Raw genomic sequence first — 25,756 nt, 5'->3', positions numbered from 1 at the left:
TCAGGTGTTCTCCCTATCTTTGTGATCATCTAAAAAATCTTTACTGAAACTTGTCTTGGATTCATACGTCGGTTTCCTAACTTGTGTATGTCCTCTTGTAATCATATCTTTGCCGAATTTTGATTGTAGAGATTCTACCAGCTTCAATATAGGCTCTTCTTTTGCATGTTCCTCAAAATTGTATATGGATAATTGTTCGGTGAAGTCTACACGGTCTACAACGTTACTGACAGTCACGCCAAGCAGTCTAATAGCTTGGCCATCCCAATTTTTCGTAAACAATGACCATGCCACTTCAAAAATCTTATCCTTTTCATAAAGCAGATTGCGAAACGATTGACTGCGTGATGAATTTCTCCAATCCGCATCCCTAATTTGAATGGACACGGTTGGACCGGCGAGTCGCTTTGCTTCCAAACGGTTTGCCACTCTCGAACTCAAGTTTTGAAAGACTTTTCGCAGTTCATGTAAATCGGTTTCGTCACTCGGCAATGTCGTGGAGTTTCCTACACTTTTTGTATCATAAACGGAATCTGGGTCGACAAACCGTTCATCTTGTCCATTAGCTCGATTTTTCAGTCGAATGCCATTCTTCCCAAGTGCTTCTTTCAATAAACCTTCTTCAGCGTTGGCAATATCGCCAATCGTTTTCAAACCGATACTGTTCAATTTTTTCGCAGTGCTTTCGCCTACCCCATGCATTTCCAATACTGGTAGTGGCCATAAAACTTTATCTATATCCCGCTTTCGCAGGACCGTAATCCCCATGGGTTTCTTCAAATTCGACGCCGTTTTTGCTAAAAATTTATTTGGCGCAATGCCAATCGAACAAGGCAAATCCAGCTCCTGTACTAACCTTGTCTGAATGTCCGCTGCAATTTGTAAGGGTGACATAGGGCTATCAATTTCTGTGACATCCATATAACCTTCATCTATCGATACTGGTTCTACTTGTTTTGTATACGTTCTTAATAAATCAAACATCGCTCGAGATGCAATTCGATAACGCTCGAAATTTGGAGGCAACAATATTAGTTCGGGACATTTTCGCTTTGCTTCCCACACACTCATCGTTGTATAGACTCCACGGGCACGCGCCTCATATGAACAAGTTACGAGAATACCTCTTCGTTCTTTTGGATTTCCGGCAATGGCAATCGCTTTCCCTTTTAAAGTAGGATCATACGATTGCTCAACTGACGCATAAAAACTATTCATATCAATATGAAAAATAATACGAGATTTATTGCGTTTTATGTCCATCATTTCCTCATCGCCTCTTCATGTACTGAACATAATCATAACAAAAATCGAGACATCAGGTTAACCTGAAATCTCGACTTTAGCCATGCATTAAGCTTGTTTTGCGGAAACCTTAACAATTTCAACGAGTAAATCTGACAATTTCTCAAGTTCTTCTACAGGCATGCGTTCGTTTTTCGTGTGAATCTCTTCATATCCAACAGACAAATTCACCGTAGGAATGCCGAAGCCTGCAATGATGTTTGCATCACTTCCGCCACCACTTGTTCCTAGGTTTGGTGTGCGTCCAATGTTCTTGACTGCTTGAATGGCTACTTGCGTCACATGTTCATCTTCATCAAAACGGAAGCCAGGATACATTAACTGAATATCAATTTCGGCTTTTCCACCCATTGCAGCAGCGGTCTCTTCAAATACCGTTTTCATATGAGCAGTTTGAATGTCCAATTTATCTGGCACAATCGAACGTGCTTCAGCCAGAATATTCACTTCATCGCATACGATATTCGTTGCACCGCCACCTTCAAAACGTCCGATATTGGCAGTCGTTTCTTCATCGATACGACCTAATGTCATTTTCGCTATTGATTTCGCAGCAATGTTAATGGCAGAAATTCCTTTTTCTGGTGCAACGCCTGCATGTGCAGTTTTGCCCAAAATCTTCGCTCCAATTTTTGCTTGGTAAGGGGCTGCCGTAACGATTCCTCCGACTTTTCCATCTGAATCGACTGCAAATCCATATTTGGCAGTGATTAGAGAAGCATCTAATTGTTTTGCACCTGCAAGTCCACTTTCTTCACCAGCAGTAATAATGAATTGAATGTCCCCATGCTCAACTGACTCTTCTTTTAGGCGTTTAATCATGTCGAATAACGCCGCAATGCCTGCTTTATCATCTGCACCTAAAATCGTTGTGCCGTCGGAATAAATATAGCCGTCTTCGCGAAGTTCAGGTTTAATCCCTTTCCCGGGAACTACAGTATCCATATGAGTCGTGAAATATATTGTGTCCACATCTGCGAGAGTTCCTTTTAAAGTGGCGATTAAATTTCCAGCACCATGGCCACTTCGGGCAGCCGAGTCGTCTTCAATTACGTCAAAACCCAGGTCTTCCATTTTGCTTTTTAAGATAGGTGCAATTATTTGCTCATGTTTTGTTTCTGAATCTATTTGTACGAGTTCCAAAAACTCATCAATTAAACGTTGGTTTGTCATATTAAAACTCCTTTATAATGGGATATTGCCATGTTTTTTGGTTGGTCGGGTTTCTTTCTTATTACGCATCATATCTAGAGCCTGAATGAGTTTAATTCGCGTTTCGCGTGGATCGATTACATCATCCACCATACCTCGTGCAGCAGCTACATAAGGGTTTGCAAATTTTTCGCGATATTCCTCGATTTTTGTCGCACGCGTTTGTTCAGGATTGTCGCTTTGCGCGATTTCCCGGGAAAAGATTACGTTTGCTGCCCCTTGTGGACCCATTACTGCAATTTCTGCGTTTGGCCAAGAGAACACCAGATCAGCACCGATGGATTTAGAGTTTAGTGCTACATATGCTCCACCATATGCTTTTCTTAAAATGACTGTCATCTTCGGAACAGTTGCTTCAGAATACGCATACAAAATCTTCGCCCCATGACGAATGATTCCACCATGTTCTTGTTTAATTCCCGGGAAAAATCCGGTTACATCTTCAAACGTAATGATTGGAATATTGAATGAGTCACAGAATCGAATAAAACGTGCTGCTTTATCCGAAGAATTGATGTCGAGACCACCAGCCATTACTTTCGGCTGGTTACACACCAAACCTACGACTTCCCCTTTAATACGAGCCAGACCAATTACAATATTACGTGCAAACTCTTTCTGTACTTCCATGAATGAATCCTGGTCCACCACTTGTTCGATAACTATACGAATGTCGTAAGGACGAATTGCATCAAACGGTACAACATCCGTTAATTCAGGTCGATAATCATCCATTTGGTCAGCTTCCAGACGAGGTGGTTTCTCATCGTTATTTTGTGGCAAGAAACTTAGTAAATCTCTAACCTGCTGAAGTATTTCCTGCTCTGTTTTAGCACGGAAATGAGCATTTCCACTGATGGCATTATGTACTTTTGAACCGCCCAAGTCCTCAGAAGATATTTTTTCTCCTGTAACTGTTTCAATAACTTTTGGACCTGTAATAAACATTTGGCTTGTCTTATCGACCATAAAGACAAAATCCGTGATTGCTGGAGAATAGACTGCTCCACCGGCACATGGTCCCATAATGACCGAGATTTGCGGAATGACGCCTGAATAAATGGTATTACGATAGAAAATGTGGCCATATCCATCAAGAGACACAACGCCCTCTTGAATACGTGCACCACCAGAATCATTTAACCCAATGAACGGTGCGCCATTTTTAGCTGCCAAGTCCATGACATTGGCAATTTTCATCGCATGCATCTCACCAAGTGCTCCGCCAAATACTGTGAAGTCCTGAGAGAATAAATAAATCGCACGACCATTTACTTTCCCGTATCCTGTAACGACTCCATCCCCAGGACCTTTTTGAGTGTCCATGCCAAAGTCGACCGTACGGTGTTCAATGAATGGATTCAATTCAACGAATGTTCCTGGATCGACCAATAAATCGATGCGTTCACGTGCTGTCAATTTTCCTTTAGCGTGCTGTTTTTCAATTCTATCGTCTCCGCCGCCGAGTTCTATTTCACGCTTGCGATCATATAAATCATTGATTTTTTCATAAATGTCCATGTATATTACCCCTTTAACCCGCTTTTATCACACAATTCATAAAGTACACCGAAAGAAGACTTTGGATGCAAGAAGGCAACTTGAGCACCACCCGCTCCAATCTTCGGCTGTTCATTTAATATTCGTACGCCTTTTTCACGAAGTTCAATCATGCGTTCGTCGATGCCTTCTACTCCAAAAGCAATGTGGTGAATGCCTTCCCCTTTTTTTTCAATGAAAGAGTGAATGGCACTTTGTTCAGACATTGGCTCCAGTAACTCAAGTTTGACGTTACCTGCATCAATGAATGCCACACGAACTGATTCAGAAGCTACTTCTTCGATTTTCAAAACTGTTAAACCTAATGTTTCTGTATAATAAGGGATTGTTTCATCTAGATTTTTAACGGCGATGCCGATATGATCGACCTTTTTCAAAATAGCCACACCCTTCTGTTTTCTCCATCCTCTATTGTACCGATTTCTTTTTGAAAACTCTACCTCTTGAGAATTTTTTCAGTTTCTACTAAACTTAAGAATAGCTAGTTAAAGGAGTTGTCCCGCATGCGTAATGCTAATTTCCGCAAGTTTGTCATCTATTTAATGATCATCATGATGGCTTTATCAAGTATCTTGTTTGGATTAAGTTTGTTCTTTTAAAAAAACAGCTTCGAAGGAATCTTATTACTCCTTCGAAGCTGTCTTTTTTTTCATATTAAATCCAACAAAGCTACGTTTGATACGTAAATACTGTTCCATCTCTTCGATGAATTGATAAAGTGCCGCCATAGCCAAAAAGTTCTCATGATCTTTCGGCAGAGGCATCTTAGCAAAGTCTTCTTTAACCTCATCTAGCTTCGAAATAAACTTATGAGCCGTATTTCCGGAATGTACGTGATTCGCCAATTCTTCCATAAAGTCAGCGACAATGTAACAATGAGAAATGTTGACTGGCAACGCAGTTATTTTCGGTAAGACTCTCTCAATAATTTCGAACTGTTGTTCGCGCATATCGAAATATAGGTAATGCAGATTTTGTCTGCGGTTTAAATGGTTTTCGACATCCTGATAAGCAAGAGCTTTTCCTTTTTCAATCACTTCAGAGGCTTCAACAAGTTCTTTTCCATCCCAATCCGATTCTCCGTTTCGTAAATACGAAGTGATTTCATGAAAAATCTTCGAATACAAGGACTCGAGATCCAAACGATATTTTTTTAAATCTTTTTCAATTGAAGGCATGTATAAGTTAACTAACAATGCCACGCCAAATCCGACAATCATCAATTGAACTTCATTCCACAACAGTGACCATGACATATCTTTAGCATCAAATAAATGCAGGAGGATGACAACGCTAGAAACAAAGCCATCCTGAAATCTTAAGGATACAAGCGTTGGAATAAATAATATTAAAATAAGGCCGAAAACTAGTGGATGATACGCGATTCCTTCAAAAAATACGAAAGCGAACCCCACCCCGATGATGCTGGCAATGATTCGTGAATAAACTGCACGTAGTGACTTCCGTTTAGTGGGTTGAATGCACAAAACGGTCAAAATGAAGGCGGAACTATAATAATCCAAATTCAGAAACATGGCAATAAGCATGGCTATACTCGCGCCAACTGCCGTTTTTAATGTCCGATAACCGATTTTAAATCGCCGGAAATTCATGAGTACACCAACTTTCGCACGAAAAGTGTAAATCAACATTTTTCTTAACATGCATTTAGAGTAACCAAATATTTAATCTTCTAGCTTTATACGTGAAGAGTGAGCCCACGAGTGTAGAGTCAATAAATAAAGAAGAAAAAAGAGCACCGACTAAGTGCTCTTCCTTTCCTTATAGCTCGTCACAATGTTCTTCAAACAGTGCTTGAATGTGTGTGATGACTGACATTGGGTCATGTCCTTCGATTTCGTGGCGACCGATATCAGCAACAGCTTGTCCATCTTTTAATAGAACAAATGAAGGTGAAGAAGGCAAATGGTCATCCCCAAACAACATACGAGCTTGAGCAGTTGCTTCTTTATCTTGTCCTGCAAATACTGTTACTAAATGATTTGGTCGTTTGTCGTAATGTACTGCATTCGCTGCTGCAGGGCGAGCAATGCCGCCTGCACAACCACATACAGAGTTAATCATCACTAAAGACGTACCTGGACGGGCGAATGCTTGTTCAACATCTTCTGCAGAAGTCAATTGCTCATAACCACTTGCTTCCATCTCACCACGTGCCTGACGTACTATATCATTCATCAATAAGTTAAAATCCATGTTCATTTGAAAAACTCCTCTCAAACTTCACTATTAATAATAGCAGGTCATTAATAGACACGCAAAATCTAGGTTTTGGACGTGTTTGTAAATAATTGCTCAACTGCCTGTGAAACGGTCAGATCACCTTGTAAAATTTCTTTTTCCAGCAATTTCACTTGCGATTTTGTCTGTGGGGTTCCATAAAATTCATCCATTAGACGATCTAAAATCATCGTATGAAACCACTCTTTTGTCTGTGACTGACGGCGTTCATCAAAAACTCCTGATTTAGTCAACGTTTCTTTAAAAGAACCGATTACTTCCCAAACTTCGCGTATTCCCATTTTTTCAATAGAAGAGACAGGCATTGCTTTTGTCGTCCAGCCTAGACTGGCAGGTTGTAGGAAATGAAGAATTTGCTCATATTCGGCAACGGTCTTTTTCGACATTTTCAGATTGTCTCCATCCGCTTTATGCACAATCAGCAAATCGGCCAGTTCCATAATGCCTTTCTTCATTCCTTGAAGTTCGTCCCCCGCACCTGTTAAAACGAGTAACATAAAGAAATCGACCATGCCGCGTACAATCGTTTCACTTTGCCCAACACCGACCGTTTCAATCAAGATAACGTCGTAACCTGCAGCTTCACAAAGCAACATCGTTTCACGAGTTTTTTTGTGAACGCCGCCGAGTGTCCCTGCAGAAGGAGATGGTCGAATGAAAGCATTTTCGTGTCGAACGAGTTCTTCCATTCGAGTTTTATCCCCTAAAATACTGCCACCTGTAAGGCTTGAGCTCGGATCAATGGCGAGTACAGCCACTTTAAATCCAATGTCACACAAATATTTCCCGAACGCTTCGATAAACGTACTTTTCCCCGCACCTGGAACACCCGTGATGCCGATACGAATACTATTTCCCGTATGAGGCAGCAATTCCTGCAGTAACTGTTGACCAGTACGTTTATCGTCCATCACGGTACTTTCAAGCAAAGTGATGGCTTTAGCTAAATGGAGCCTGGAACCTTGACGAATTTCACGCGAAAAATCATCGACAGAAATCTCTTTTTTGTGAGATCGTCGAAATTGCTTTCGAGACGTTTGCCCCATGCCGTCATGAGTAGACTTTAGTCCACCCATCACATGCATTGCACTTTTCTGCTGGTTCTCTTGACCTTCCATTATTCCTTCACTTCCTCATACCCAAGACGTCTATAGATTTCTTCTATCACTTTCGCAGCTGCCACCGGAATGACAGTTCCTGGACCAAAGATTGCAGCAGCTCCATTTTCACGTAAAAACGCATAATCTTGAGCTGGAATGACGCCTCCAACCACAATAAGAATATCTTCGCGATTCATTTTCTTCAGTTCACTTTGAAGTGCAGGCACTAAGGTCATATGACCAGCTGCAAGTGAACTCACTCCAATTACGTGCACATCGTTTTCGACTGCTTGTTTTGCTGTTTCTTCTGGTGTTTGGAATAACGGACCAATATCCACGTCAAAACCTAAATCAGCAAATGCCGTCGCGATGACTTTGGCACCACGATCGTGTCCGTCCTGCCCCATTTTCGCGATAATAATTCGTGGACGGCGACCCTCGTTTTCTTTAAAGTCTTCCGTCATGTCTTTTACTGCCTGGATTTCTTCTTCATTTGAGAAGTTTGAACTGTATACGCCACTCACGGAACGAATCACCGCCTTATGTCGACCTGATACTCGTTCAATCGCATCTGAAATTTCGCCAAGAGTAGCACGAACACGCGCCGCTTGAACTGCACATGCCAGCAAATTGTCTTCCCCAGTTTCAGCCGCTTTTGTAAGAGCAGTCAATGCCAATTGAACGTCTTTTTCGTTTCGCGTTTGTTTCATTTTTTCAAGACGATCGATTTGTTTTTGACGCACGACCGTATTGTCAATATTCAAGATATCAATCGGTTCTTCCTCAGCAAGTCGGAATTTGTTGACACCGATGATGATTTCTTTACCAGAGTCAATTTGTGCTTGTTTCTTAGCAGCAGCTTCTTCGATTTTCATTTTCGGTAATCCCGTTTCAATCGCTTTCGCCATTCCGCCAAGTTCTTCGATTTCTTCAATCAATGCCCATGCTTTTTGCATCAATTCATCCGTCAATTTCTCGACAGCATAAGAACCTCCCCACGGATCGATCACTTTTGTCATCATCGTTTCTTCCTGTAGGAACAACTGCGTATTACGTGCAATTCGCGCTGAGAAATCCGTCGGTAACGCAATTGCTTCATCCAATGCATTGGTATGCAGGGACTGCGTATGCCCCATAGCTGACGCATTTGCTTCAATTAATGTACGTGTCACATTGTTGAATGGATCTTGCTCCGTTAAACTCCATCCTGACGTTTGAGAATGTGTTCGGAGTGCCAAAGATTTCGGATTCTTCGGATCAAAAGTCTGCATCATTTGCGCCCATATTCTTCTAGCAGCACGCATTTTCGCTACTTCCATGAAATAATTCATGCCAATTGCCCAGAAAAACGACAATCGGGGTGCAAATGAATCAATGTCGATTCCTGCTTTCAAACCAGTTCTCACATATTCCAATCCATCTGCCAATGTATAAGCAAGTTCGATATCAGCAGTTGCACCTGCTTCTTGCATATGGTAACCAGAAATCGAAATCGAATTGAATTTTGGCATAAACTTCGACGTGTATTCAAAAATATCCGCAATGATTTTCATCGACATTTTCGGTGGATAAATGTACGTGTTACGTACCATGTATTCTTTCAAAATGTCATTTTGAATCGTTCCCGTTAATTGCTCATGCGTAACACCCTGTTCTTCTGCTGTCACAATATAAAAGGCCAAGATCGGCAACACCGCCCCGTTCATGGTCATTGATACTGACATTTGATCTAAAGGAATGCCATCGAACAAAATTTTCATGTCTTCTATCGAATCAATTGCTACTCCAGCTTTCCCAACATCGCCTGTTACCCGTTCATGGTCAGAATCGTATCCTCGATGGGTAGCCAAATCAAAGGCTACTGAAAGCCCTTTCTGTCCCATTGCCAAGTTTCGGCGATAAAAGGCATTACTTTCTTCCGCAGTTGAAAATCCTGCATATTGTCGTACAGTCCATGGACGTGACACATACATCGTAGGATAAGGTCCTCGTGTATTTGGTGCAATACCTGGAAAATCCGACATATGATCAAGTTTTTCTACATCTTCTTTTGTATATCTAGAAGCCAGTCGAATGCCTTCATTCGTTAAATAGGATTCGTTAGCTTTTTGTGAGTCATGTTGTTGCGTTACAAACTGTTCCAGTTGAACTGCTTTGAAATCAGGCTTCATTACCATGGCCCCCATTCTTTTTAACATCAATCAATTGCTGCATTTTGGCAATGACATCCTGGCTAGCAAAAATAGAACCATTCAGACCTTGCTCGCGCCATTTGTTTTCTTCAGTATGTCTACCCGCAACATCAATTATTGTTTGTTGATCGGCAATATTTAAGAACTGTGGCAGAATTTCGTTCGTCATTTCATCCTTAGCTGCACATACCACATATTCCATCTGGTTAGATTTTACCCAATGCCATGCAGATTGAGCATCAGAAAATACTGGGCTCATGACTGGATTTAATCCTCCAGCTTGCAGGAAACCTTGGACAAAATCAGCTCTCGGTTTAACGTCTTTCAAAACGCCAAACGAGACAACGGCAGTTTGAAGTGGAAACTCACCGAAATGTTTTCGAAGCTGTTCGAAAGGAACTGCTAAGCGTCCGTATTCTTTTGCAGTGTCAGTTGTGACAATCGAATCTGACGGATTGGCATAAACATTCGTCCCGATTAATGAAGCTTTGCGTTTTGCGATTGCTTGTATTCTTGATGAGTGGACGTTTTTAGCCAGTGACATCAAATAATCTTCTTGTTCCGCTGGATTCATATCCAATGTTTTCAGGAACAAATCCCATGATTGTCTGACAAGGTCTGCAGTTAATGATTCGACATAAAATGAACCTGCTGAAGGATCAATCATTTTATTAACCATCGTCTCTTCGCGAATGACCAGTTGTACATTGCGTGCAATTCGCTCTGACGTTGGAGATGTGCCTGTCAATGCATCATGAGGTGAAACCGATAGGATGTCTGCGCCGCCTAGTACGGCTGAAAAAGCTGCATTTCCGGCTCGTAATAAATTAACAGTCGGATCTAATTGTGAGTATGATCTCAATGAAGTATTAGCAATAACGTTAATTGCTTCTTCCTTTTGGTTATATGCACTTGAAAACGCTTTCCATAATACGCGGAATGCACGTAATTTAGCTATTTCCATAAAGAAGTTCGTGTCGATTTCAAATTGTGTCGCGACTTTTGTTAATTCAGCTTGCTCTTCTGCTTGTTTCGATAGTGCCAACAATGCATAGGCAAGTTCATGAACGGCAGTACCACCAGCGTAGTGAATAGCACTGGTTGAAATATTTCTGCTAAGTGACTGAACTGAGACGGGACCTTCAATGTATCCATTCAGTTCATCTAACTGCTGCTGAGACATTCTGTCAAAGACTTGCATGATTTGATCGTCAGAGTCTTTAATTGATAAATGGAATGGGTGGCTATTCAACAATTCAGCCAAGTCCTCTATTTCAGTAGCTGACCAAGCCCATGAAGGAACTGTAGCTTTGTAGACAATCATGTCGTTACCTAGATTTAATTGTTCTTTTGCTTTATGTAGAAATTCTGAAGCCGAACCGGCATTTGTCGTTTGGGCAACAAGCCAAGTCGATTCTTTTTTCGCATGCGAAATGACGGCGGAATGATTCAATGTTTTATGTAAATGTTCAGCCGTATAAAGTGGTTCGAGGTCGATACCTTCAAAAGTCGGTGTAATCAATTGTTCATACGGTTTGCCTTTTAAAGTACGAACAGCTTCTTCTTGCCAATTTTCAAAATTCGCTTTAGGAAAAGTTGCCTGTTTCATTTGTTCGATTGTCATGTGGTCGCTTTCGCTTCCCTCCTTCGAATCTGTTACTCACTCTTAGTCTAACTGAGTTTGGGCCATGATAAAAGCACAAAAAACCCGATGACCGAGTTTCGGCATCGGGTAATTTTTTTGTCCAGTTTCAAGCGCAAGTTCGCACCTAAGCTTCAGTACCTCATGCGAAAACAGGTTTTCAATTCGGTCCTGCTCCTGCGGTTACTCGTCGCAAAGGGAACCTTTCAATCGCCGGTGTCGAATGGCGCTTTACACTTTTCTTTTAATAAACTGAAGTGTTTTCTTTCGTCATGTTTTCAAGGATTTCTTTTACGCGAGCTAAGAAGCGTCCGCAAACCAAGCCATCCAATACACGGTGATCAAGAGATAAACATAAATTAACCATGTCGCGAGCTGCAATCATACCGCCATCCATGATTACTGGACGTTTAACGATTGATTCTACTTGTAGAATTGCTGCTTGTGGGTAATTGATGATGCCCATTGATTGAATTGAACCGAATGAACCGGTGTTATTTACTGTGAATGTACCACCTTGCATTTCGTCAGATTTCAATTTACCAGCACGCACTTTGCCTGCCAATTCATTGATTTCACGACCGATACCTTTGATTGTTTTTTCATCAGCATTTTTAATTACCGGTACGAATAAAGCATCTTCCGTCGCAACTGCGATTGAAATGTTGATGTCTTTTTTCTGTACGATTTTGTCGCCAGCCCACATTGAGTTCATCATTGGGAATTCTTTTAAAGCTTGAGAAACAGCTTTTACGAAGAATGCGAAATACGTCACATTGAATCCTTCTTTTTTCTTGAATTCATTTTTGATGGAATCGCGGTATTGTACTAGGTTTGTTACATCTACTTCAATCATTGTCCACGCATGTGGTGCTTCATGTTTACTGCGCAACATGTTGGCAGCGATGGCTTTACGAATTCCTGTAACCGGAATTTCGATATCACCTACAGCTACTGGTACATTGACAGGAGCCGCAGCTGGTTTAGAAGCTTGAGCTGTGTTTTGAGTAGGTGCAGCAGTTTCTGCTTTAGGAGCAGCTTGTTCTGCTTTTGCCGTCGGGATATTACCGCTTTCGATAATCACAAGCAAGTCTTTACGCGTAATACGACCTTCATTACCCGTTCCGTCCACTAGTGATAAGTCGATATCGTTTTCTTGAGCAAGTTTCAGAACCGCAGGTGAATAACGGGCTTTCGCACCTTTTTCACGAACTGGAGTCGGTGCTGCAGCCTTCTTCGATTCAGCAGCAGGCATTTCTGCAGCTGTTGCTTTTTCTGTAGGAGTTTCTTCAGATGTTGATTCTTCTGAAGATGCACCACCTTCTGTTTCGATTGTACAAACAACTGCGCCAACTTCCAAAGTTTGACCTTCAGTAGCTATCAGTTCTTTAATTACACCTGTAAATGAAGAAGGAATTTCAGCTGTTACTTTATCTGTATTCACTTCAGCAAGTGAATCGTACTTATTCACTTTGTCACCCGGTTGAACCAACCATTTTTCGATTGTTCCTTCTGTTACGGATTCACCAAGCTGGGGCATTTTAATTTGTTCGATTGCCAATTGTAACTCCTCCTTTCAGGTTAAAATTCCGCAAGTTCACGCATTGCTTTTTCGACTTTATCTGGATTGATCATAAAGAATTTCTCCATTGTCGGTGCATAAGGCATTGCCGGTACATCAGGACCAGCCAAACGTTTAATTGGTGCATCTAGATCAAACAGGCAGTTTTCAGCAATGATTGCTGCAACTTCACCCATGATGCTACCTTCCATATTATCTTCAGTAACAAGAAGAACTTTTCCTGTTTTTGAAGCAGCTTCAATAATTGCTTCTTTATCCAATGGATAAATCGTGCGTAAATCAAGAATGTGAGCAGAAATACCATCCTGCTCTAAACGCTCAGCAGCTTGAAGTGCAAAGTGGACAGCAAGACCGTAAGTGATAACAGTGATGTCTTCACCTTCACGTTTTACGTCTGCTTTTCCGATTTCGATTGTGTAATCATCTTCAGGCACTTCGCCTTTGATTAAACGGTAAGCGCGTTTGTGCTCGAAGAACATTACTGGATCTTCATCACGGATAGCAGCTTTCAATAATCCTTTAGCATCGTATGGTGTTGAAGGAATAACGATTTTCAAACCTGGTTGGTTAGCAAAAATCGCTTCAACAGATTGTGAATGGTAAAGAGCTCCATGAATTCCCCCACCAAAAGGTGCACGGAAAACGATTGGACAAGACCAGTCATTATTTGAACGGTAACGAATACGGGAAGCTTCAGAAATGATTTGGTTAACAGCTGGCATGATAAAGTCAGCAAATTGCATTTCTGCAATTGGACGCATTCCATACATTGCTGCACCGATTCCAACGCCGGCAATAGCAGATTCTGCTAATGGAGTATCCATTACACGGTGTTCTCCAAATTGATCGTATAAACCTTGAGTAGCTTTGAAAACGCCGCCTTTACGACCTACGTCTTCACCAAGGACGAATACGTTTTCATCACGTTCCATCTCTTCTTTCATTGCGAGTGTAATCGCGTCAATATAAGACATAACTGCCATTATGCGTTCCCCCCGTCTTTTTCAGCATAGACGTATTTTAAAGCATCTTCAGGTGCAGCATAAGGAGCATTTTCTGCATAATCCGTTGCTTCATTTACTTCCTTCATAATACGGTCATTCAGTTCTTTTTCGATTTCTTCAGTCAAAATGTTCAACTCTGTCAAATACGCTGCGAATTTGCCGATTGGATCAGCAGCTTGCCCTTCAGCAAGGTCTTCCGCTGTACGATATTGACGTTGATCATCATCAGATGAGTGAGCTGTCAAACGATGCGATACTGCTTCAATAAGGCTTGGGCCTTCTCCGTTACGTGCGCGGTCTGCAGCTTCTTTCACTACTTTATAAACTTCTAAAGGATCTGTTCCATCAACAGTGAATCCAGGCATGCCGTAACCAATTGCACGGTCAGAAACGTTTTTAGCTGCTACCTGTCTGTCGTAAGGAACTGAAATCGCATATTTATTGTTTTCTACCATTGTGATACATGGTAATTTATGAACGCCTGCAAAGTTCAATCCTTCGTGGAAGTCCCCTTGGTTAGATGAACCTTCACCAAGTGTTACAAAAGTGATGAAGTCTTTTTGTTGAATTTTACCAGCTAATGCCACACCAACAGCATGTGGAAGTTGTGTAGTAACAGGTGAAGAACCTGTCAAAATACGATTTTTCTTTTGTCCAAAGTGACCAGGCATTTGACGTCCACCTGAGTTTGGATCTTCAGCTTTTGCAAAAGCTGAAAGCATCAAATCACGAGCTGTCATACCAAAGTGTAAAACAACACCCATATCACGGTAGTAAGGAGCGATATAATCTTTCGTGTTATCAAGTGCGAAAGCAGCTCCTACTTGTGTTGCTTCCTGACCTTGACAAGAAATAACGAAAGGAATTTTCCCTGCACGGTTCAATAACCACATACGCTCATCCACTCGACGTGCCATAAGCATCGTTTCAAAAATTTTCAGTACGTCATCGTTTGATAACCCTAGTTCTTCATGACGATTTTTCACCATCTGAACATCCCCCTTTTAATCTGATTTTTTTACATGTGAATTGCTTTACCTTCAACAGCCAACGCCGCTTCGCCCATTACTTCTGAAAGTGTAGGATGCGGATGAATTGTACTAGCAACTTCCCATGGTGTTGCATCTAGTACCATTGCCAGACCCGCTTCAGAAATCATATCTGTAACGTGTGGTCCAATCATGTGTACACCTAAAATATCATTCGTTTTCTTATCGGCAATAATTTTCACGAAGCCGTCTGATTCACCATAAACAAGCGCTTTACCAATGGCTTTAAATGAGAATTTACCAACTTTCACATCAAACCCTTGATCTTTAGCTTGCTGTTGTGTAATTCCAACGCTTGCTGCTTCTGGATTTGAGTAGATACAACGTGACACCAAGTTGTAATCAATCGCATGAGTTTTTTGACCAGCAATGTGTTCCACTGCTGTAATACCTTCATGAGAAGCAACATGTGCCAATTGTAATCCTCCGATTACGTCACCAATAGCATAAATATGGGATTCTTTTGTTTGGAATGTGTCTTTTACTTGAATAAATCCTTTTTCAACCACAATATCCGTATTTTCGATTCCGATACCTTCTACATTTGCTTGACGGCCAACCGAAACCAACATTTTTTCAGCAGTAAAGGTTTTTGTTTCTCCTTTGAATTCGGCAGAAATTGTTACACTGCCTTCAGCTGTTTCCAATGTTTCTGGTAAAACTTTTGCACTTGTAGCAAATGTAATGCCTTTTTTCGCTAATAGCTTCAGCATTTCTTTTGAAATGTCAGCGTCCTCAGTAGGAATAATGCGATCCGCATATTCAACTACTGTTACTTCAACACCAAAATCATTCAACATTGAAGCCCATTCAATTCCAATGACACCGCCACCAACAATCAAAATTGATTTTGGCAATTCGGTCATAGCCAGTGCTTCGTCCGAACTCATAACGTGTGTTCCATCGATTGTTAAACCAGGCAATGTACGTGGACGTGATCCAGTTGCGATAATCACGTTTTTAGGGATTAGCATTTCATTCTCATCGCCATTGTTCATTTCAACAGAAACCGTTCCACCTGGAGATGGCGAGAAGATTGATGGTCCCAACATTCTGCCAGTACCTTCATATACATCAATTTTCCCTTTTTTCATTAATCCTTGAACACCTTGATGAAGTTGGGAAACAATGCTTTCTTTACGGGCTTGTACACGTGAGAAATCCAATGAAACTTCTCCAGTATTTACGCCAAAGTCAGCTGCATGATTTTTTGTCGTCGAATATACTTCTGCACTGCGAAGTAGGGCTTTGCTTGGAATACAGCCTTTATGTAGGCAAGTTCCACCTAAGTTACCTTTTTCAACGATTGCTGTTTTAAGTCCTAATTGAGCCGCACGGATTGCTGCTACATACCCGCCTGTTCCGCCTCCAAGAATAACGATATCGTAATTATGAGCCATAACTTTCGGCCTCCTTTTATTTGAGGTTCGGATATACTTTTGCTTTTTCTTCCCCATTTAATACGCGTATTGCACCTTCAGATAATGCTTGCAATTCGTTCTCTCCGGGTTGGACTACTACATCAGCGATCCAGTTGATTCTTTTTGAAATGGATTCAACAAAATCTTTCCCATATGCTAATCCACCAGTTAATATGATAGCGTCAATTTTACCTTCAAGTACGGCACTAGCTGAGCCAATTTCACGGGCAACTTGATATGCCATTGCCTCGTAAACAAGTTCAGCTTCTTTGTCACCTTTTGCAATGCGTTTTTCAACCGCCACTGCGTCATTGGTTCCAAGATAGCTTACTAATCCGCCTTGACCGACTAATTTCTTCATAATTTCGTGACGGTAATATTCACCAGAAAAACAAATATCGATTAAGTCGCCTGCAGGAACTGTTCCCGCTCTTTCCGGACTGAATGGACCTTCACCGTGTAAACCATTGTTTACTTCAATTACCCGCCCATTCTCATGAACACCAATTGTAATACCGCCACCCATATGGGTTACAATCAGTCTCATGTCTTCATAGGCTTTGCCGCACTTTTTAGCATATCGTCGTGCAACAGCTTTTTGATTTAATGCATGAAAAATCGATTTTCGTTCGATTAACGAGAATCCTGAAATGCGTGCAATCGGAGCCAACTCATCGACGACCACTGGATCGACAATGTAAGAAGGAATATTTAAACCTGTTGCAATTTCAAATGCTAAAATCCCACCTAAGTTTGAAGCGTGTTGACCTGAAAAACCTTTTTTTAAATCTACTAACATTGCGTCATTTACCGCATAAGTTCCGCCTTCAATTGGACGAAGGAGTCCGCCTCTGCCACAGACAGCTGACAATTTCGAAATGTTGATTCCTTCTTCATCCATTGCTTCTAAAATGGTTTGCTTACGAAATTCGTATTGATCAATGATAGAAGAAAATTTGCCGATTTCCTCAGAAGAGTGTCGGATCGTTTTTTCCATCAATAAAACATCGTTTTCAAAAACACCAATTTTTGTAGATGTGGAACCCGGGTTGATGACAAGAATGCGATATGAATGTTCTTGCACAATGATTCCTCCCAAAAATGTCTTTAAAGATAAGAACAGATACAAACATAAATGAAAGTATCTGTCCTTTTCTTTTCTTTAAACAAGCTCTGTTAACTTTATTATGTCGATTTTTTATAACAACAGAGGGAATTAGCTCCCTTTCCGCGGACGAACTTGCAAGCCCGTTTTTCCGCAGGAAAGAATTTGGTCAAAGCTTTAGTTTGACCTAATTCTTTGCGACGATTCTAGCGCAAAAACAGAAGCACAGGTTTTGTCGCTTATTCCCTCGCTATCTACAAAATCGTTGTCAGAGCAATGTATTATCTTCCGCTTAAAATATGTTTTTCGTTTAGTAGAAAATTGCTGCGTGATTTTCCAACACGAGCGATACGTTCTTCAGCTAAACGGTCAGCTGCAACGTATGTAGGAATTCCTTGTGTACGTGAAATTTCCATTACTTTAGCAATGTTGTCATAGACTGTTTCTACTCGTTTCATTGCACGTTCACGGTTGTAGCCATATAGTTCATCAGCAACGTTTATTACGCCACCAGCATTGATTACATAATCAGGTGCATATACGATTCCAAGTTCGTGCAATTGATCGCCATGTTTTGTTTCTTTTAATTGGTTGTTTGCAGCTCCTGCAACAACTTTTGCTTTCAATTGTGGAATTGTTTCGTCGTTAATGATTGCGCCTAGAGCACATGGAGCAAAGATGTCTACATCTTGAGAGTAGATTTCATCCGTGTTCACTGCAGTAGCACCGAACTCTTCTACTACACGATCAACAGCTGCTTTATTGATATCCGTAACAATTAATTTCGCGCCTTCTTCATGTAAGTGACGGCATAAGTTGTATGCAACGTTACCAACACCTTGAACAGCGATGCGTTTGCCTTCAAGTGAATCGCTACCGAAAGCTTCCATTGCAGCAGCTTTCATACCACGGTATACGCCGTAGGCAGTTACTGGAGATGGGTTACCTGAAGAACCAAATGCAGGTGAGATACCTGTTACATAGTTTGTTTCTTCATGGATTAAGTCCATATCAGCTACAGTTGTACCAACATCTTCAGCTGTAATGTAACGACCGTTCAAGCCTTGGATGAAACGACCGAACGCGCGGAACATTTCTTCGTTTTTATCTTTTAATGGATCGCCAATAATAACCGTTTTACCACCACCAAGGTTTAAACCTGCAGCAGCATTTTTGTAAGTCATTCCTTTAGCCAGACGAAGTGCATCTTCAATTGCAGCTTCTTCAGAAGCGTAAGTCCACATGCGTGTACCACCCAATGCTGGTCCTAAAGTTGTATCATGAATCGCGATGATTGCTTTTAAGCCTGAAGTTTTATCTTGGCAGAACACCAATTGTTCGTAATCATAAGTCTCCATATATTTAAAAATTTCCATTTTAAATTCCTCCTTTGATTTGGTCGTTCATTAATTCTTAGATGAGCAAATTGCTAATGCTAAAGAGTTTAATTTACTTTCTGCGCTGTCTGAACGAGAAGTTAGGACAATAGGTGCTTTAGCCCCTACAATCACTGCCCCTACTTTTGCATGTGCAAAGTAAACAAGTGATTTGTATAAAATATTGCCTGATTCTATATTCGGTACAAGCAAAATATCTGCTTGTCCAGCATGTGGACCTGTCAAACCTTTGTGATGAGCCGCCTCAACTGAAATGGCATTATCCAGAGCAACTGGACCATCAATCACGCAATCTTTTATTTGTCCTCTTGTATTCATCGCAACCAGAGCAGCTGCATCAAGAGTTGGTTGCATTGATGGGTTGACGGTTTCAACTGCAGCCAATGGTGCAACTACAGGAGTTTCGACTCCCACGGCGTGAGCTACCTTAACGGCATTTTGCACAATTTGCGCTTTTTGCTTTAAATCAGGTGCAATGTTCATAGCCGCATCCGTAACAAAAATCAAACGATCAAAACCATTAATTTCAAATGCAGCTACATGAGATAGGACGCTTCCCGTTCGCAATCCAAAGTCTGGGTTCAAAACAGCTTTTAGGATAAGAGCGGTTGGAATATGTCCTTTCATTAATACATTCGCTTCATTTAAATGGACGGCTTTGACTGCTGCAATCGCTGCTTGTTGATCATCCTTTACGTGTTGTGTATAAATTTTCGGATGATTTAACAAGTGAGGATAGTGCATGACTATCATTTCTTTTAATTTGTGTTCGTCATCATATAGACGAAAACTCGCCATGTCATGCTCAATGGCCAAGTTAACCGCTTCAAGCACTTCCAGATTAGCAGCAGATGCAACCGCAACTACATTATCATCTGAAGAAGAAGCTTGTCGTATTAAATCGTTTAGATTCAATGAAATCACCTCAACATTCATAATTTAAGCATAAAACGTACCTTGTTAACAATAATGAAAACGCTTTATTTGGCAAGATTTCGTACTTTTCGGTATGCAAATGATTGCAAACCATGCAATTATTTGCACACATTGTTATTCTAGCTCATATTTTTCTAATTTATAATAAAGCGTACGAAGAGAAATCCCCAAATGTTTAGCTGTTTTAGATTTATTGCCATTCATCATTTTCAGAGTTGATGATAAAATCTCTTTTTCCATACGCTCCATTTGATCGGCAAGCGGCAATATCTCTTGTAATGGTTTTTTGGAGTCTGGTTCCTGGTGTTCCAACATCGACAATGGAAGATGATGGTCATCTAAAATCGATTCAGTTGGCCTCATAAAAATCATGCCCCTGCTGATAATATTTTCAAGTTCCCGCACGTTTCCTGGCCAAGAATAAACGACCAGCCTTTGCATGGCCACTTCGGATATCCGTTCGACGTTTCGACCATATTCTTGATTAAGCTTAACCAACAGACGTTCCGCAATAGCTGGAATGTCTTGTTTGTGATTGCGTAACGGTGGAATTTGAATGGGCATGCGGTTCAATCGATAATAGAGATCTTCTCTGAACTTACCTTCTAGCATTGCTTTTTCCATATGGATATTGGTTGCAGCAATTACTCTTACATCTATCGTGATGGATTTCGTACCACCAACTCGAACGATTTCATTCTCTTGCAAGACGCGAAGCAATTTTGCTTGTGTGTTGCTCGAAAGTTCACCAATTTCATCCAAAAAGATACTGCCATGGTTCGCTTCTTCAAATAATCCTCGTTTACCACCGAGTTTTGCCCCAGCAAAAGCATCTTCTTCGTAACCGAACAATTCACTTTCAAGCAGATGCTCCGCGATGGCTGCACAATTGACACGAATGAACTTATTGTACTTCCGATCACTGGAACTATGAATGGCATGGGCAAAAAGTTCTTTCCCCGTTCCGGATTCGCCTCGTAATAGCACGGTAACAGGCGTTTTAGCAGCCAGCTTAGCCTGTTCAATTGAAATTCTCATTTCGTGTGAATCACCAATGATGTCGTCAAAAGTGTACTTCGATTCCAGTGTACGAATGATACTTCTGGCGCGGTCAAGTTCTTTCATCAATGAACGGATTTCGGTCATATCATGAATGACACCGACGCTTCCTTTCAATCGATTATTGACAATGATTGGTGCCACATTCACGATGACTTCACGTTTTAACGGACCAACACGCATATTGACGCCACGGATAGGCTTACGCAGTTGCAGCACTTTCAAATGCATACTCTCGCCTTCGCTAATATCTGCAGTTGCTGGCTTTCCGATAATATCATCTGTTTCCAGCCCCGTAATTCTCGTATAGGCAGGGTTAATCAAAATACCCTTCCCTTCTTCATCCACAACGGAAATGGCATCATCACTTGACTGGATGATAGCTTGAAGCATGGTCTGTATTTCTTTTAAATTGGTTATTTCACCTGCTAAACTAACGACTTCCGTAATATCCTTGAAAACTGAAAATGCCCCGATACGGACACCTTTTTCATCTATGACGGGAAATCTTGAAGTGACAATTTTCGTACCATTACTCAGTACTAATTCGCGATTCACTTCTGTTCTGCCGGTTTCAAAAGTTCGTGGTAATTCACTGGAAGCAATGACATCATAAATTGGCTTACCAAGAGCTTGGTCCATTAAAATATCAGTCATTCTCTCAGCACTTTTATTGAAGAAGTTGACGTTTCCATTGGCATCAATACCTATCATACCTTCTTCAATCGAATTAAAAATCAATTGTTGTTTATGTGTTTCTTCACGAATCGTTTGAATAAATTGGTCCTTTTCTCTTATCAAGCGAATCAGTATATTCGCCACTGACCCAGGTATTAAGACGGTTTGTGAGGGTCTTTCCATTAAAAGTTCATCAAAAACTTCAGGCTGACCAGTCAAATCAAAAATCATATGTAAATCATCAGTTAAAAAAGGCTTCCATTCCGCACTTGCTGGAATGTTATGTTGTTTGGCAATCTGAATGGCAGGTGCTCGCTCATCAATATCAACTACTCGTTTTACATGAAAAAACTCAGCTGATAATAATAATTTCAAAATCGCGGTTCCGCCAACGCCGCCTCCAATGATTAAAACATTTTGCAAGGACATTCATATCCCTCTTTCGTCGTGTGCAATATATTGCAAAACCTTCCTCTATCATACCTCATTGAGTTTGACCTGACAATTATTCTAGGGTAGTGCAATGGAACGAAAATGATATTCCGTGTTAAACTAGACTAGATTATAATTTAATTGGCTCTGTTAAAAAATGCTATTGTTTATCGTAAATCTGCACCCTTACGGCATGCACGGCTGAATAATTAACAGCTTTCTTTAATTTAGTAATTTAATTTAATGCAGTAGGAGATGAAAACTATTGGCACGAATGTTAGCTTTTCTTGTGTTATTGATTCCTGGATTGATGGCGGCAGGTGGAATTAAACTTATACGTGATACCTTATTCGGAAAATTAATTGGGTCCATCCCATTTTTATGGTTACAATTCCTGATAGGTGTTGTTTTATTAGTTATCGGATTTGGATTTTTTGCAGGTTTCTTACTACATAGAGATCGGAAAAATGGTAAAGTACAAGCTAAATTCGCTAAAGGAAAAACGAAGAATTAACTTTAATTGCGTTAGCCACTAAAAAAAGGAATCCCGATTTCGAAATCAGGATTCCTTTTTCAATTGTTTCATTAATACTTTATCGGGATAATCGGTGATCCACCCCAAAACTACCGGGTGAGGATCAACTAAATATTTTTCATTTCCATCAATACCATAAAATCTTAGTGGCATGTTAGCTTTATAGGCCAAATCCAATTTCCTCTTCGAATAATGCCTTTTGTGCATATGAAGCGCATCTGCTGCAGTTAATCGGCCAAGCTCTTCCCAATTTGTTTTTTTCGTCCCGATATAAGCAGTCTGTAACATCGGATTACATTTTTTAATTCGTTCCAAAACATCATAATGAAACGATGAAAAATGAATATTCAAATGTGAATATGTCCGTTTAAACAATAGGGCAATTTGTTCTGGAGCATTCACAAACGTTTCTTTTAATTCTACATTCAATGCCAGTTCATTTTTCGCAGCAAAAGCCAGCACTTCCTCAAAAGTTTGTATAGATTCCCCATTTACTAATCGCCAGAAAGAGGTTCCTAATTTTAATTTTTTCACTTCTTCATAATACATTGACGAAACATCCCTACGAGTCCTGGCTAAGCGCCAAAAGTCCATATCATGGGTTACAATAGGTACTAAATCTTTTGTTAACTGTAAATCGATCTCTAACCCATCCGCTCCCAGTTCAATCGCTTTTGCAAAAGCAGCAGATGAATTTTCAAGTGCATACGCAGATGCACCACGATGTGCGTATATTGGTACTCTCATCATCTATCGTCAACACCTTGTCTGTATGTATAGTTTTCTTTACCCTATCTTCACTAATATATGCATCTTTTTCCATGGAACTGAGGTAAAAAACACAGATGCAGGAAAGACGTTACCTGTGTTTTATTATTTACCAGCCATATTTTTTCTAATAGCCATCACTTCTTTACATATTATACCAAGTTTACTTAGTTGCTCTCCTTTGTATAAGGAATTTTTCGTGAATTATTCAATAAAGAAATAACACTACGACATGGATTGCAAGATCAGCGAACTGAGCTATACGGTTTGTAAGAAAAATTCTAGTTGACTTTATATGACATACCTTTCGATAAAATAAAAAACCAATGAATAATAAAATTCATCGGTCATTTTAGTAAAAGTATTTTGGTTTTGAATCGGATTTTAGTTGAATTGGTTGGCTTACGAATGTCCGCAAACCTAGTCATCTCAATGATTAGCTAGCCATGTTTTCTAAGCGGATTTTATCAGCAATCATTGCTATGAACTCAGAATTTGTCGATTTGCTCTTCAAGTGATGAACAGTATAACCGAATGTTTTCGAGATGGACTCATAGTTTCCGCGGTTCCAAGCGACTTCAATAGCATGACGGATTGCCCGTTCTACACGAGATGACGTTGTGTTAAATTTAATCGCAATCTCAGGGTACAAGACTTTTGTGATTGAACCCAATAATTCGATATCTTCATATACCATGTGAATAGCTTCACGTAAGTACGCGTAACCTTTGATATGAGCAGGTACACCAATTTCTTTAATAACTGCTGTAATCGTTGTATCAATCATTTTTTGATTCACTTTTTGCTGTGGTTGGCTCTGAAGAACGCTCGTACGTGGAGCACTTTCTGTCTTATGGCCCGCTACTTGAAGAATTTGATTGACTAAGCGATCAAATTCAAATGGCTTCAGCATAAAGTAGGAAGCACCTAATTCCACTGCTTGTTTCATTACATCTTCTTGACCGAAAGCAGTCAGCATAATCACTTGTACTTTAGCAAAATTTTCGTTTGCCTGCATCATTTCCAGTACAGCCAATCCATCCAAGTGAGGCATGATAATATCTAGCAACAATACATCTGGTAAGTCATTTTCCATCATGGTAAGAATGACTTTTCCATTTGGAGCTGTTGTAATTACTTCAATTTGAGGATGACTTGATAAATAAGATTCTAGTGTTTTTACTAATTCTTTGTTATCATCTGCGATTGCTACTTTAATTTTTTCCATTAGTATTTCCCCCTTAAACGTCTCGCGAACATGGATGTTTGTTTTTACGGCACATTCTCCCAATTTCACACTGCAAAGTTAATTCGACATATTGTTAGTAAATCCTTTTAAGATTTGAAAAAGGAGCACATAGTCTGATGATTTAGACATTTTTCGTCTATTGTCAAGTTTTTCTAACAAAATGTCGAATAATCGTTATATACATCATAACAAATACGCAAAAAAATACCACACTTTTTACAGTGTGGTAAAAAATTTTTTCATGGATGTTTTTTCATCATTTCTTGTATTGGGATGGCTGCTCCTTTTACAGGATTGTCCACCACCATATGTGTAATGGCTCCAGCAAATTTCCCATCTTGAATAATCGGAGATCCGCTCATTCCTTGCAAAATGCCGCCAGTCTTTTTAATCAATTCTTTATCAGTGACGATAAACTGGAAAGTTGTTTCTTCCACTTTGATGATTTCGATATCATAAGAATTAACGTCATTTCCATCGATTGCCGTTAATAGCTCAGCATATCCTTTCTTGATATGTTTCGCTGTTAGCGTTGGAATTGCGTCTCCAGTTTGCAAGTCCGATTCAAGCAATTCCCCAAAGACACCATATACAGTATTTTCTTTCACGTCTCCTGCTTGAACATGAACAGATGCCTGTTTGGCGATTTTGTATCCTGGATTACCGGGAGTGCTTTTGTGTATGCGGGCTATATCTGATAAAAAAATTGATCCACCTAAAAATGGTGGTGTTTCAGAAATTTGCTGATCCACTATTTGATGTCCCAATGCACCATATTCTTGGGTTTTTGGGTCAACGTATGTGATAGTACCAATTCCTTCAGTGTGATCGCGAATGAAAGGAAGCATACTTTCTAACTGATCTGTTGATACTAATACAGATTTTCTTTTATTTTCACGAAGAATTTCAATGGATACTTGTGCTTCATTCGCATTTTTACTCATTTTTTTCCAATCGTCAATTGAGCCGATGGAATTTTCATTAAATGAGACTATTTGGTCTCCACTTTTAAACCACCACTTGTCATTAATCAGTACATCATGAACAAATGTAGGTTTTTCTAACTTCAATTGCACACCTATAGACTGTCCAAGCGGGATTAAAGCATTGTCATTTTTCTCAGCCCATGAATGAGCCGGGAAGAGAATCAAAAATCCCAAAAACATGGTAACAATCCTTTTATTCGCAACACATCGCATATTTCACCTCCATTTAACGGGATGTTCTTACTATGTGTCTGAACAGCATTGTTATGAACGGTAAATTTT

22 protein-coding genes are annotated in these 25,756 nt (G+C 40.3%); 2 read left to right on the top strand and 20 right to left on the bottom strand.

The annotated features are described in order from the left end of the window. The 4 genes from HMPREF1210_RS02390 to mce all read right to left on the bottom strand — a co-directional run bounded on the left by HMPREF1210_RS02390 (nucleotide 1) and on the right by mce (nucleotide 4,454). Nucleotides 1-1,266: a DNA polymerase IV gene (locus HMPREF1210_RS02390; RefSeq protein ID WP_016427001.1), complete on the bottom strand. Its 1,266-nt coding sequence runs from the start codon at nucleotides 1,264-1,266 to the stop codon at nucleotides 1-3. A gap of 87 nt (nucleotides 1,267-1,353) precedes the next feature. Continuing rightward, nucleotides 1,354-2,478, bottom strand: a complete 1,125-nt coding sequence (locus HMPREF1210_RS02385) for a M20/M25/M40 family metallo-hydrolase (protein ID WP_016427000.1) — start codon at nucleotides 2,476-2,478, stop codon at nucleotides 1,354-1,356. Nucleotides 2,479-2,490: 12 nt separating this feature from the next. Further along, nucleotides 2,491-4,038 carry an acyl-CoA carboxylase subunit beta gene (locus tag HMPREF1210_RS02380; protein WP_016426999.1) on the bottom strand — a complete coding sequence of 516 codons (1,548 nt, stop codon included), beginning with the start codon at nucleotides 4,036-4,038 and terminating at the stop codon, nucleotides 2,491-2,493. Nucleotides 4,039-4,043: 5 nt separating this feature from the next. After that, nucleotides 4,044-4,454 (bottom strand): methylmalonyl-CoA epimerase, encoded by a 411-nt coding sequence (gene mce / locus HMPREF1210_RS02375; protein WP_016426998.1) that lies wholly within the window; start codon nucleotides 4,452-4,454, stop codon nucleotides 4,044-4,046. A 126-nt stretch (nucleotides 4,455-4,580) separates the two neighbouring features. Between mce and prli42 the strand changes: the two genes are divergently transcribed. After that, on the top strand, nucleotides 4,581-4,676 hold the full coding sequence (gene prli42 / locus HMPREF1210_RS17910) for a stressosome-associated protein Prli42 (protein ID WP_016426997.1): 96 nt from the start codon (nucleotides 4,581-4,583) through the stop codon (nucleotides 4,674-4,676). 24 nt (nucleotides 4,677-4,700) lie between these two features. On the opposite strand, the gene HMPREF1210_RS02370 is transcribed toward prli42, so the two are convergent. From HMPREF1210_RS02370 to HMPREF1210_RS02310, 13 genes are all read right to left on the bottom strand, one after another. Then, nucleotides 4,701-5,690, bottom strand: coding sequence for an aromatic acid exporter family protein (locus tag HMPREF1210_RS02370; RefSeq protein ID WP_036659647.1), 990 nt, complete (start codon nucleotides 5,688-5,690; stop codon nucleotides 4,701-4,703). A 169-nt stretch (nucleotides 5,691-5,859) separates the two neighbouring features. Beyond that, a complete protein-coding gene (locus HMPREF1210_RS02365; protein WP_016426995.1) occupies nucleotides 5,860-6,300 on the bottom strand; it encodes a BrxA/BrxB family bacilliredoxin in 441 nt (146 codons plus the stop codon). Between the two features lie 62 nt (nucleotides 6,301-6,362). After that, nucleotides 6,363-7,457, bottom strand: a complete 1,095-nt coding sequence (gene meaB / locus HMPREF1210_RS02360; RefSeq protein ID WP_016426994.1) for a methylmalonyl Co-A mutase-associated GTPase MeaB — start codon at nucleotides 7,455-7,457, stop codon at nucleotides 6,363-6,365. After that, on the bottom strand, nucleotides 7,457-9,610 hold the full coding sequence (scpA, locus tag HMPREF1210_RS02355; RefSeq protein WP_016426993.1) for a methylmalonyl-CoA mutase: 2,154 nt from the start codon (nucleotides 9,608-9,610) through the stop codon (nucleotides 7,457-7,459). Before scpA ends, meaB begins: the two co-directional genes overlap by 1 nt. Continuing rightward, the gene (locus HMPREF1210_RS02350) at nucleotides 9,600-11,255 is read right to left on the bottom strand and encodes a methylmalonyl-CoA mutase family protein (protein WP_016426992.1); all 1,656 of its coding nucleotides are present in this window, start codon (nucleotides 11,253-11,255) and stop codon (nucleotides 9,600-9,602) included. The genes scpA and HMPREF1210_RS02350 overlap by 11 nt, the downstream gene beginning before the upstream one ends. Before the next feature lie 262 nt (nucleotides 11,256-11,517). Further along, the gene (locus HMPREF1210_RS02345) at nucleotides 11,518-12,834 is read right to left on the bottom strand and encodes a dihydrolipoamide acetyltransferase family protein (RefSeq protein ID WP_016426991.1); all 1,317 of its coding nucleotides are present in this window, start codon (nucleotides 12,832-12,834) and stop codon (nucleotides 11,518-11,520) included. 20 nt (nucleotides 12,835-12,854) lie between these two features. After that, the gene (locus tag HMPREF1210_RS02340) at nucleotides 12,855-13,838 is read right to left on the bottom strand and encodes an alpha-ketoacid dehydrogenase subunit beta (protein WP_016426990.1); all 984 of its coding nucleotides are present in this window, start codon (nucleotides 13,836-13,838) and stop codon (nucleotides 12,855-12,857) included. Then, nucleotides 13,838-14,848 (bottom strand): thiamine pyrophosphate-dependent dehydrogenase E1 component subunit alpha, encoded by a 1,011-nt coding sequence (locus HMPREF1210_RS02335; RefSeq protein WP_016426989.1) that lies wholly within the window; start codon nucleotides 14,846-14,848, stop codon nucleotides 13,838-13,840. Before HMPREF1210_RS02335 ends, HMPREF1210_RS02340 begins: the two co-directional genes overlap by 1 nt. Nucleotides 14,849-14,877: 29 nt before the next feature. Beyond that, nucleotides 14,878-16,308, bottom strand: coding sequence for a dihydrolipoyl dehydrogenase (gene lpdA / locus HMPREF1210_RS02330; protein ID WP_016426988.1), 1,431 nt, complete (start codon nucleotides 16,306-16,308; stop codon nucleotides 14,878-14,880). A gap of 16 nt (nucleotides 16,309-16,324) precedes the next feature. After that, complete coding sequence (gene buk, locus HMPREF1210_RS02325; RefSeq protein WP_016426987.1) at nucleotides 16,325-17,413, bottom strand: butyrate kinase; 1,089 nt, start codon at nucleotides 17,411-17,413, stop codon at nucleotides 16,325-16,327. Between the two features lie 302 nt (nucleotides 17,414-17,715). Continuing rightward, complete coding sequence (gene bcd / locus HMPREF1210_RS02320) at nucleotides 17,716-18,810, bottom strand: branched-chain amino acid dehydrogenase (RefSeq protein ID WP_016426986.1); 1,095 nt, start codon at nucleotides 18,808-18,810, stop codon at nucleotides 17,716-17,718. Nucleotides 18,811-18,840: 30 nt separating this feature from the next. Beyond that, entirely contained in the window at nucleotides 18,841-19,746 is a 906-nt protein-coding gene (gene yqiS, locus HMPREF1210_RS02315; RefSeq protein WP_016426985.1) for a phosphate butyryltransferase, read from the bottom strand. 135 nt (nucleotides 19,747-19,881) lie between these two features. Further along, nucleotides 19,882-21,933: a sigma-54-dependent Fis family transcriptional regulator gene (locus tag HMPREF1210_RS02310; protein WP_016426984.1), complete on the bottom strand. Its 2,052-nt coding sequence runs from the start codon at nucleotides 21,931-21,933 to the stop codon at nucleotides 19,882-19,884. 268 nt (nucleotides 21,934-22,201) lie between these two features. Here HMPREF1210_RS02310 and HMPREF1210_RS02305 point away from each other — a divergent pair, with 268 nt between their 5' ends. Further along, nucleotides 22,202-22,450, top strand: coding sequence for a DUF2627 domain-containing protein (locus HMPREF1210_RS02305; RefSeq protein ID WP_016426983.1), 249 nt, complete (start codon nucleotides 22,202-22,204; stop codon nucleotides 22,448-22,450). A 45-nt stretch (nucleotides 22,451-22,495) separates the two neighbouring features. On the opposite strand, the gene HMPREF1210_RS02300 is transcribed toward HMPREF1210_RS02305, so the two are convergent. From HMPREF1210_RS02300 to HMPREF1210_RS02290, 3 genes are all read right to left on the bottom strand, one after another. Then, on the bottom strand, nucleotides 22,496-23,221 hold the full coding sequence (locus tag HMPREF1210_RS02300; RefSeq protein WP_016426982.1) for a glycerophosphodiester phosphodiesterase family protein: 726 nt from the start codon (nucleotides 23,219-23,221) through the stop codon (nucleotides 22,496-22,498). A 454-nt stretch (nucleotides 23,222-23,675) separates the two neighbouring features. Further along, complete coding sequence (spo0A, locus tag HMPREF1210_RS02295) at nucleotides 23,676-24,467, bottom strand: sporulation transcription factor Spo0A (protein WP_016426981.1); 792 nt, start codon at nucleotides 24,465-24,467, stop codon at nucleotides 23,676-23,678. Between the two features lie 260 nt (nucleotides 24,468-24,727). Next, complete coding sequence (locus tag HMPREF1210_RS02290; protein ID WP_016426980.1) at nucleotides 24,728-25,687, bottom strand: SpoIVB peptidase S55 domain-containing protein; 960 nt, start codon at nucleotides 25,685-25,687, stop codon at nucleotides 24,728-24,730. Nucleotides 25,688-25,756 lie beyond the last annotated feature (69 nt).

Source organism: Paenisporosarcina sp. HGH0030, assembly GCF_000411295.1.
Lineage (GTDB): Bacteria > Bacillota > Bacilli > Bacillales_A > Planococcaceae > Paenisporosarcina.
Note: the sequence above shows the minus strand (reverse complement) of the source record. Positions and strands in the feature narration are given on the sequence as shown.

Excerpts from the sequence above, each read along its gene's own strand:
- HMPREF1210_RS02390 (WP_016427001.1), bottom strand. The coding sequence starts at position 1,266 with ATGATGGACATAAAACGCAATAAATCTCGTATTATTTTTCATATTGAT.
- HMPREF1210_RS02385 (WP_016427000.1), bottom strand. The coding sequence starts at position 2,478 with ATGACAAACCAACGTTTAATTGATGAGTTTTTGGAACTCGTACAAATA.
- HMPREF1210_RS02380 (WP_016426999.1), bottom strand. The coding sequence starts at position 4,038 with ATGGACATTTATGAAAAAATCAATGATTTATATGATCGCAAGCGTGAA.
- prli42 (WP_016426997.1), top strand. The coding sequence starts at position 4,581 with ATGCGTAATGCTAATTTCCGCAAGTTTGTCATCTATTTAATGATCATC.
- HMPREF1210_RS02370 (WP_036659647.1), bottom strand. The coding sequence starts at position 5,690 with ATGAATTTCCGGCGATTTAAAATCGGTTATCGGACATTAAAAACGGCA.
- HMPREF1210_RS02365 (WP_016426995.1), bottom strand. The coding sequence starts at position 6,300 with ATGAACATGGATTTTAACTTATTGATGAATGATATAGTACGTCAGGCA.
- meaB (WP_016426994.1), bottom strand. The coding sequence starts at position 7,457 with ATGGAAGGTCAAGAGAACCAGCAGAAAAGTGCAATGCATGTGATGGGT.
- scpA (WP_016426993.1), bottom strand. The coding sequence starts at position 9,610 with ATGAAGCCTGATTTCAAAGCAGTTCAACTGGAACAGTTTGTAACGCAA.
- HMPREF1210_RS02350 (WP_016426992.1), bottom strand. The coding sequence starts at position 11,255 with ATGACAATCGAACAAATGAAACAGGCAACTTTTCCTAAAGCGAATTTT.
- HMPREF1210_RS02340 (WP_016426990.1), bottom strand. The coding sequence starts at position 13,838 with ATGGCAGTTATGTCTTATATTGACGCGATTACACTCGCAATGAAAGAA.
- HMPREF1210_RS02335 (WP_016426989.1), bottom strand. The coding sequence starts at position 14,848 with ATGGTGAAAAATCGTCATGAAGAACTAGGGTTATCAAACGATGACGTA.
- lpdA (WP_016426988.1), bottom strand. The coding sequence starts at position 16,308 with ATGGCTCATAATTACGATATCGTTATTCTTGGAGGCGGAACAGGCGGG.
- bcd (WP_016426986.1), bottom strand. The coding sequence starts at position 18,810 with ATGGAAATTTTTAAATATATGGAGACTTATGATTACGAACAATTGGTG.
- HMPREF1210_RS02310 (WP_016426984.1), bottom strand. The coding sequence starts at position 21,933 with ATGTCCTTGCAAAATGTTTTAATCATTGGAGGCGGCGTTGGCGGAACC.
- HMPREF1210_RS02300 (WP_016426982.1), bottom strand. The coding sequence starts at position 23,221 with ATGATGAGAGTACCAATATACGCACATCGTGGTGCATCTGCGTATGCA.
- spo0A (WP_016426981.1), bottom strand. The coding sequence starts at position 24,467 with ATGGAAAAAATTAAAGTAGCAATCGCAGATGATAACAAAGAATTAGTA.
- HMPREF1210_RS02290 (WP_016426980.1), bottom strand. The coding sequence starts at position 25,687 with ATGCGATGTGTTGCGAATAAAAGGATTGTTACCATGTTTTTGGGATTT.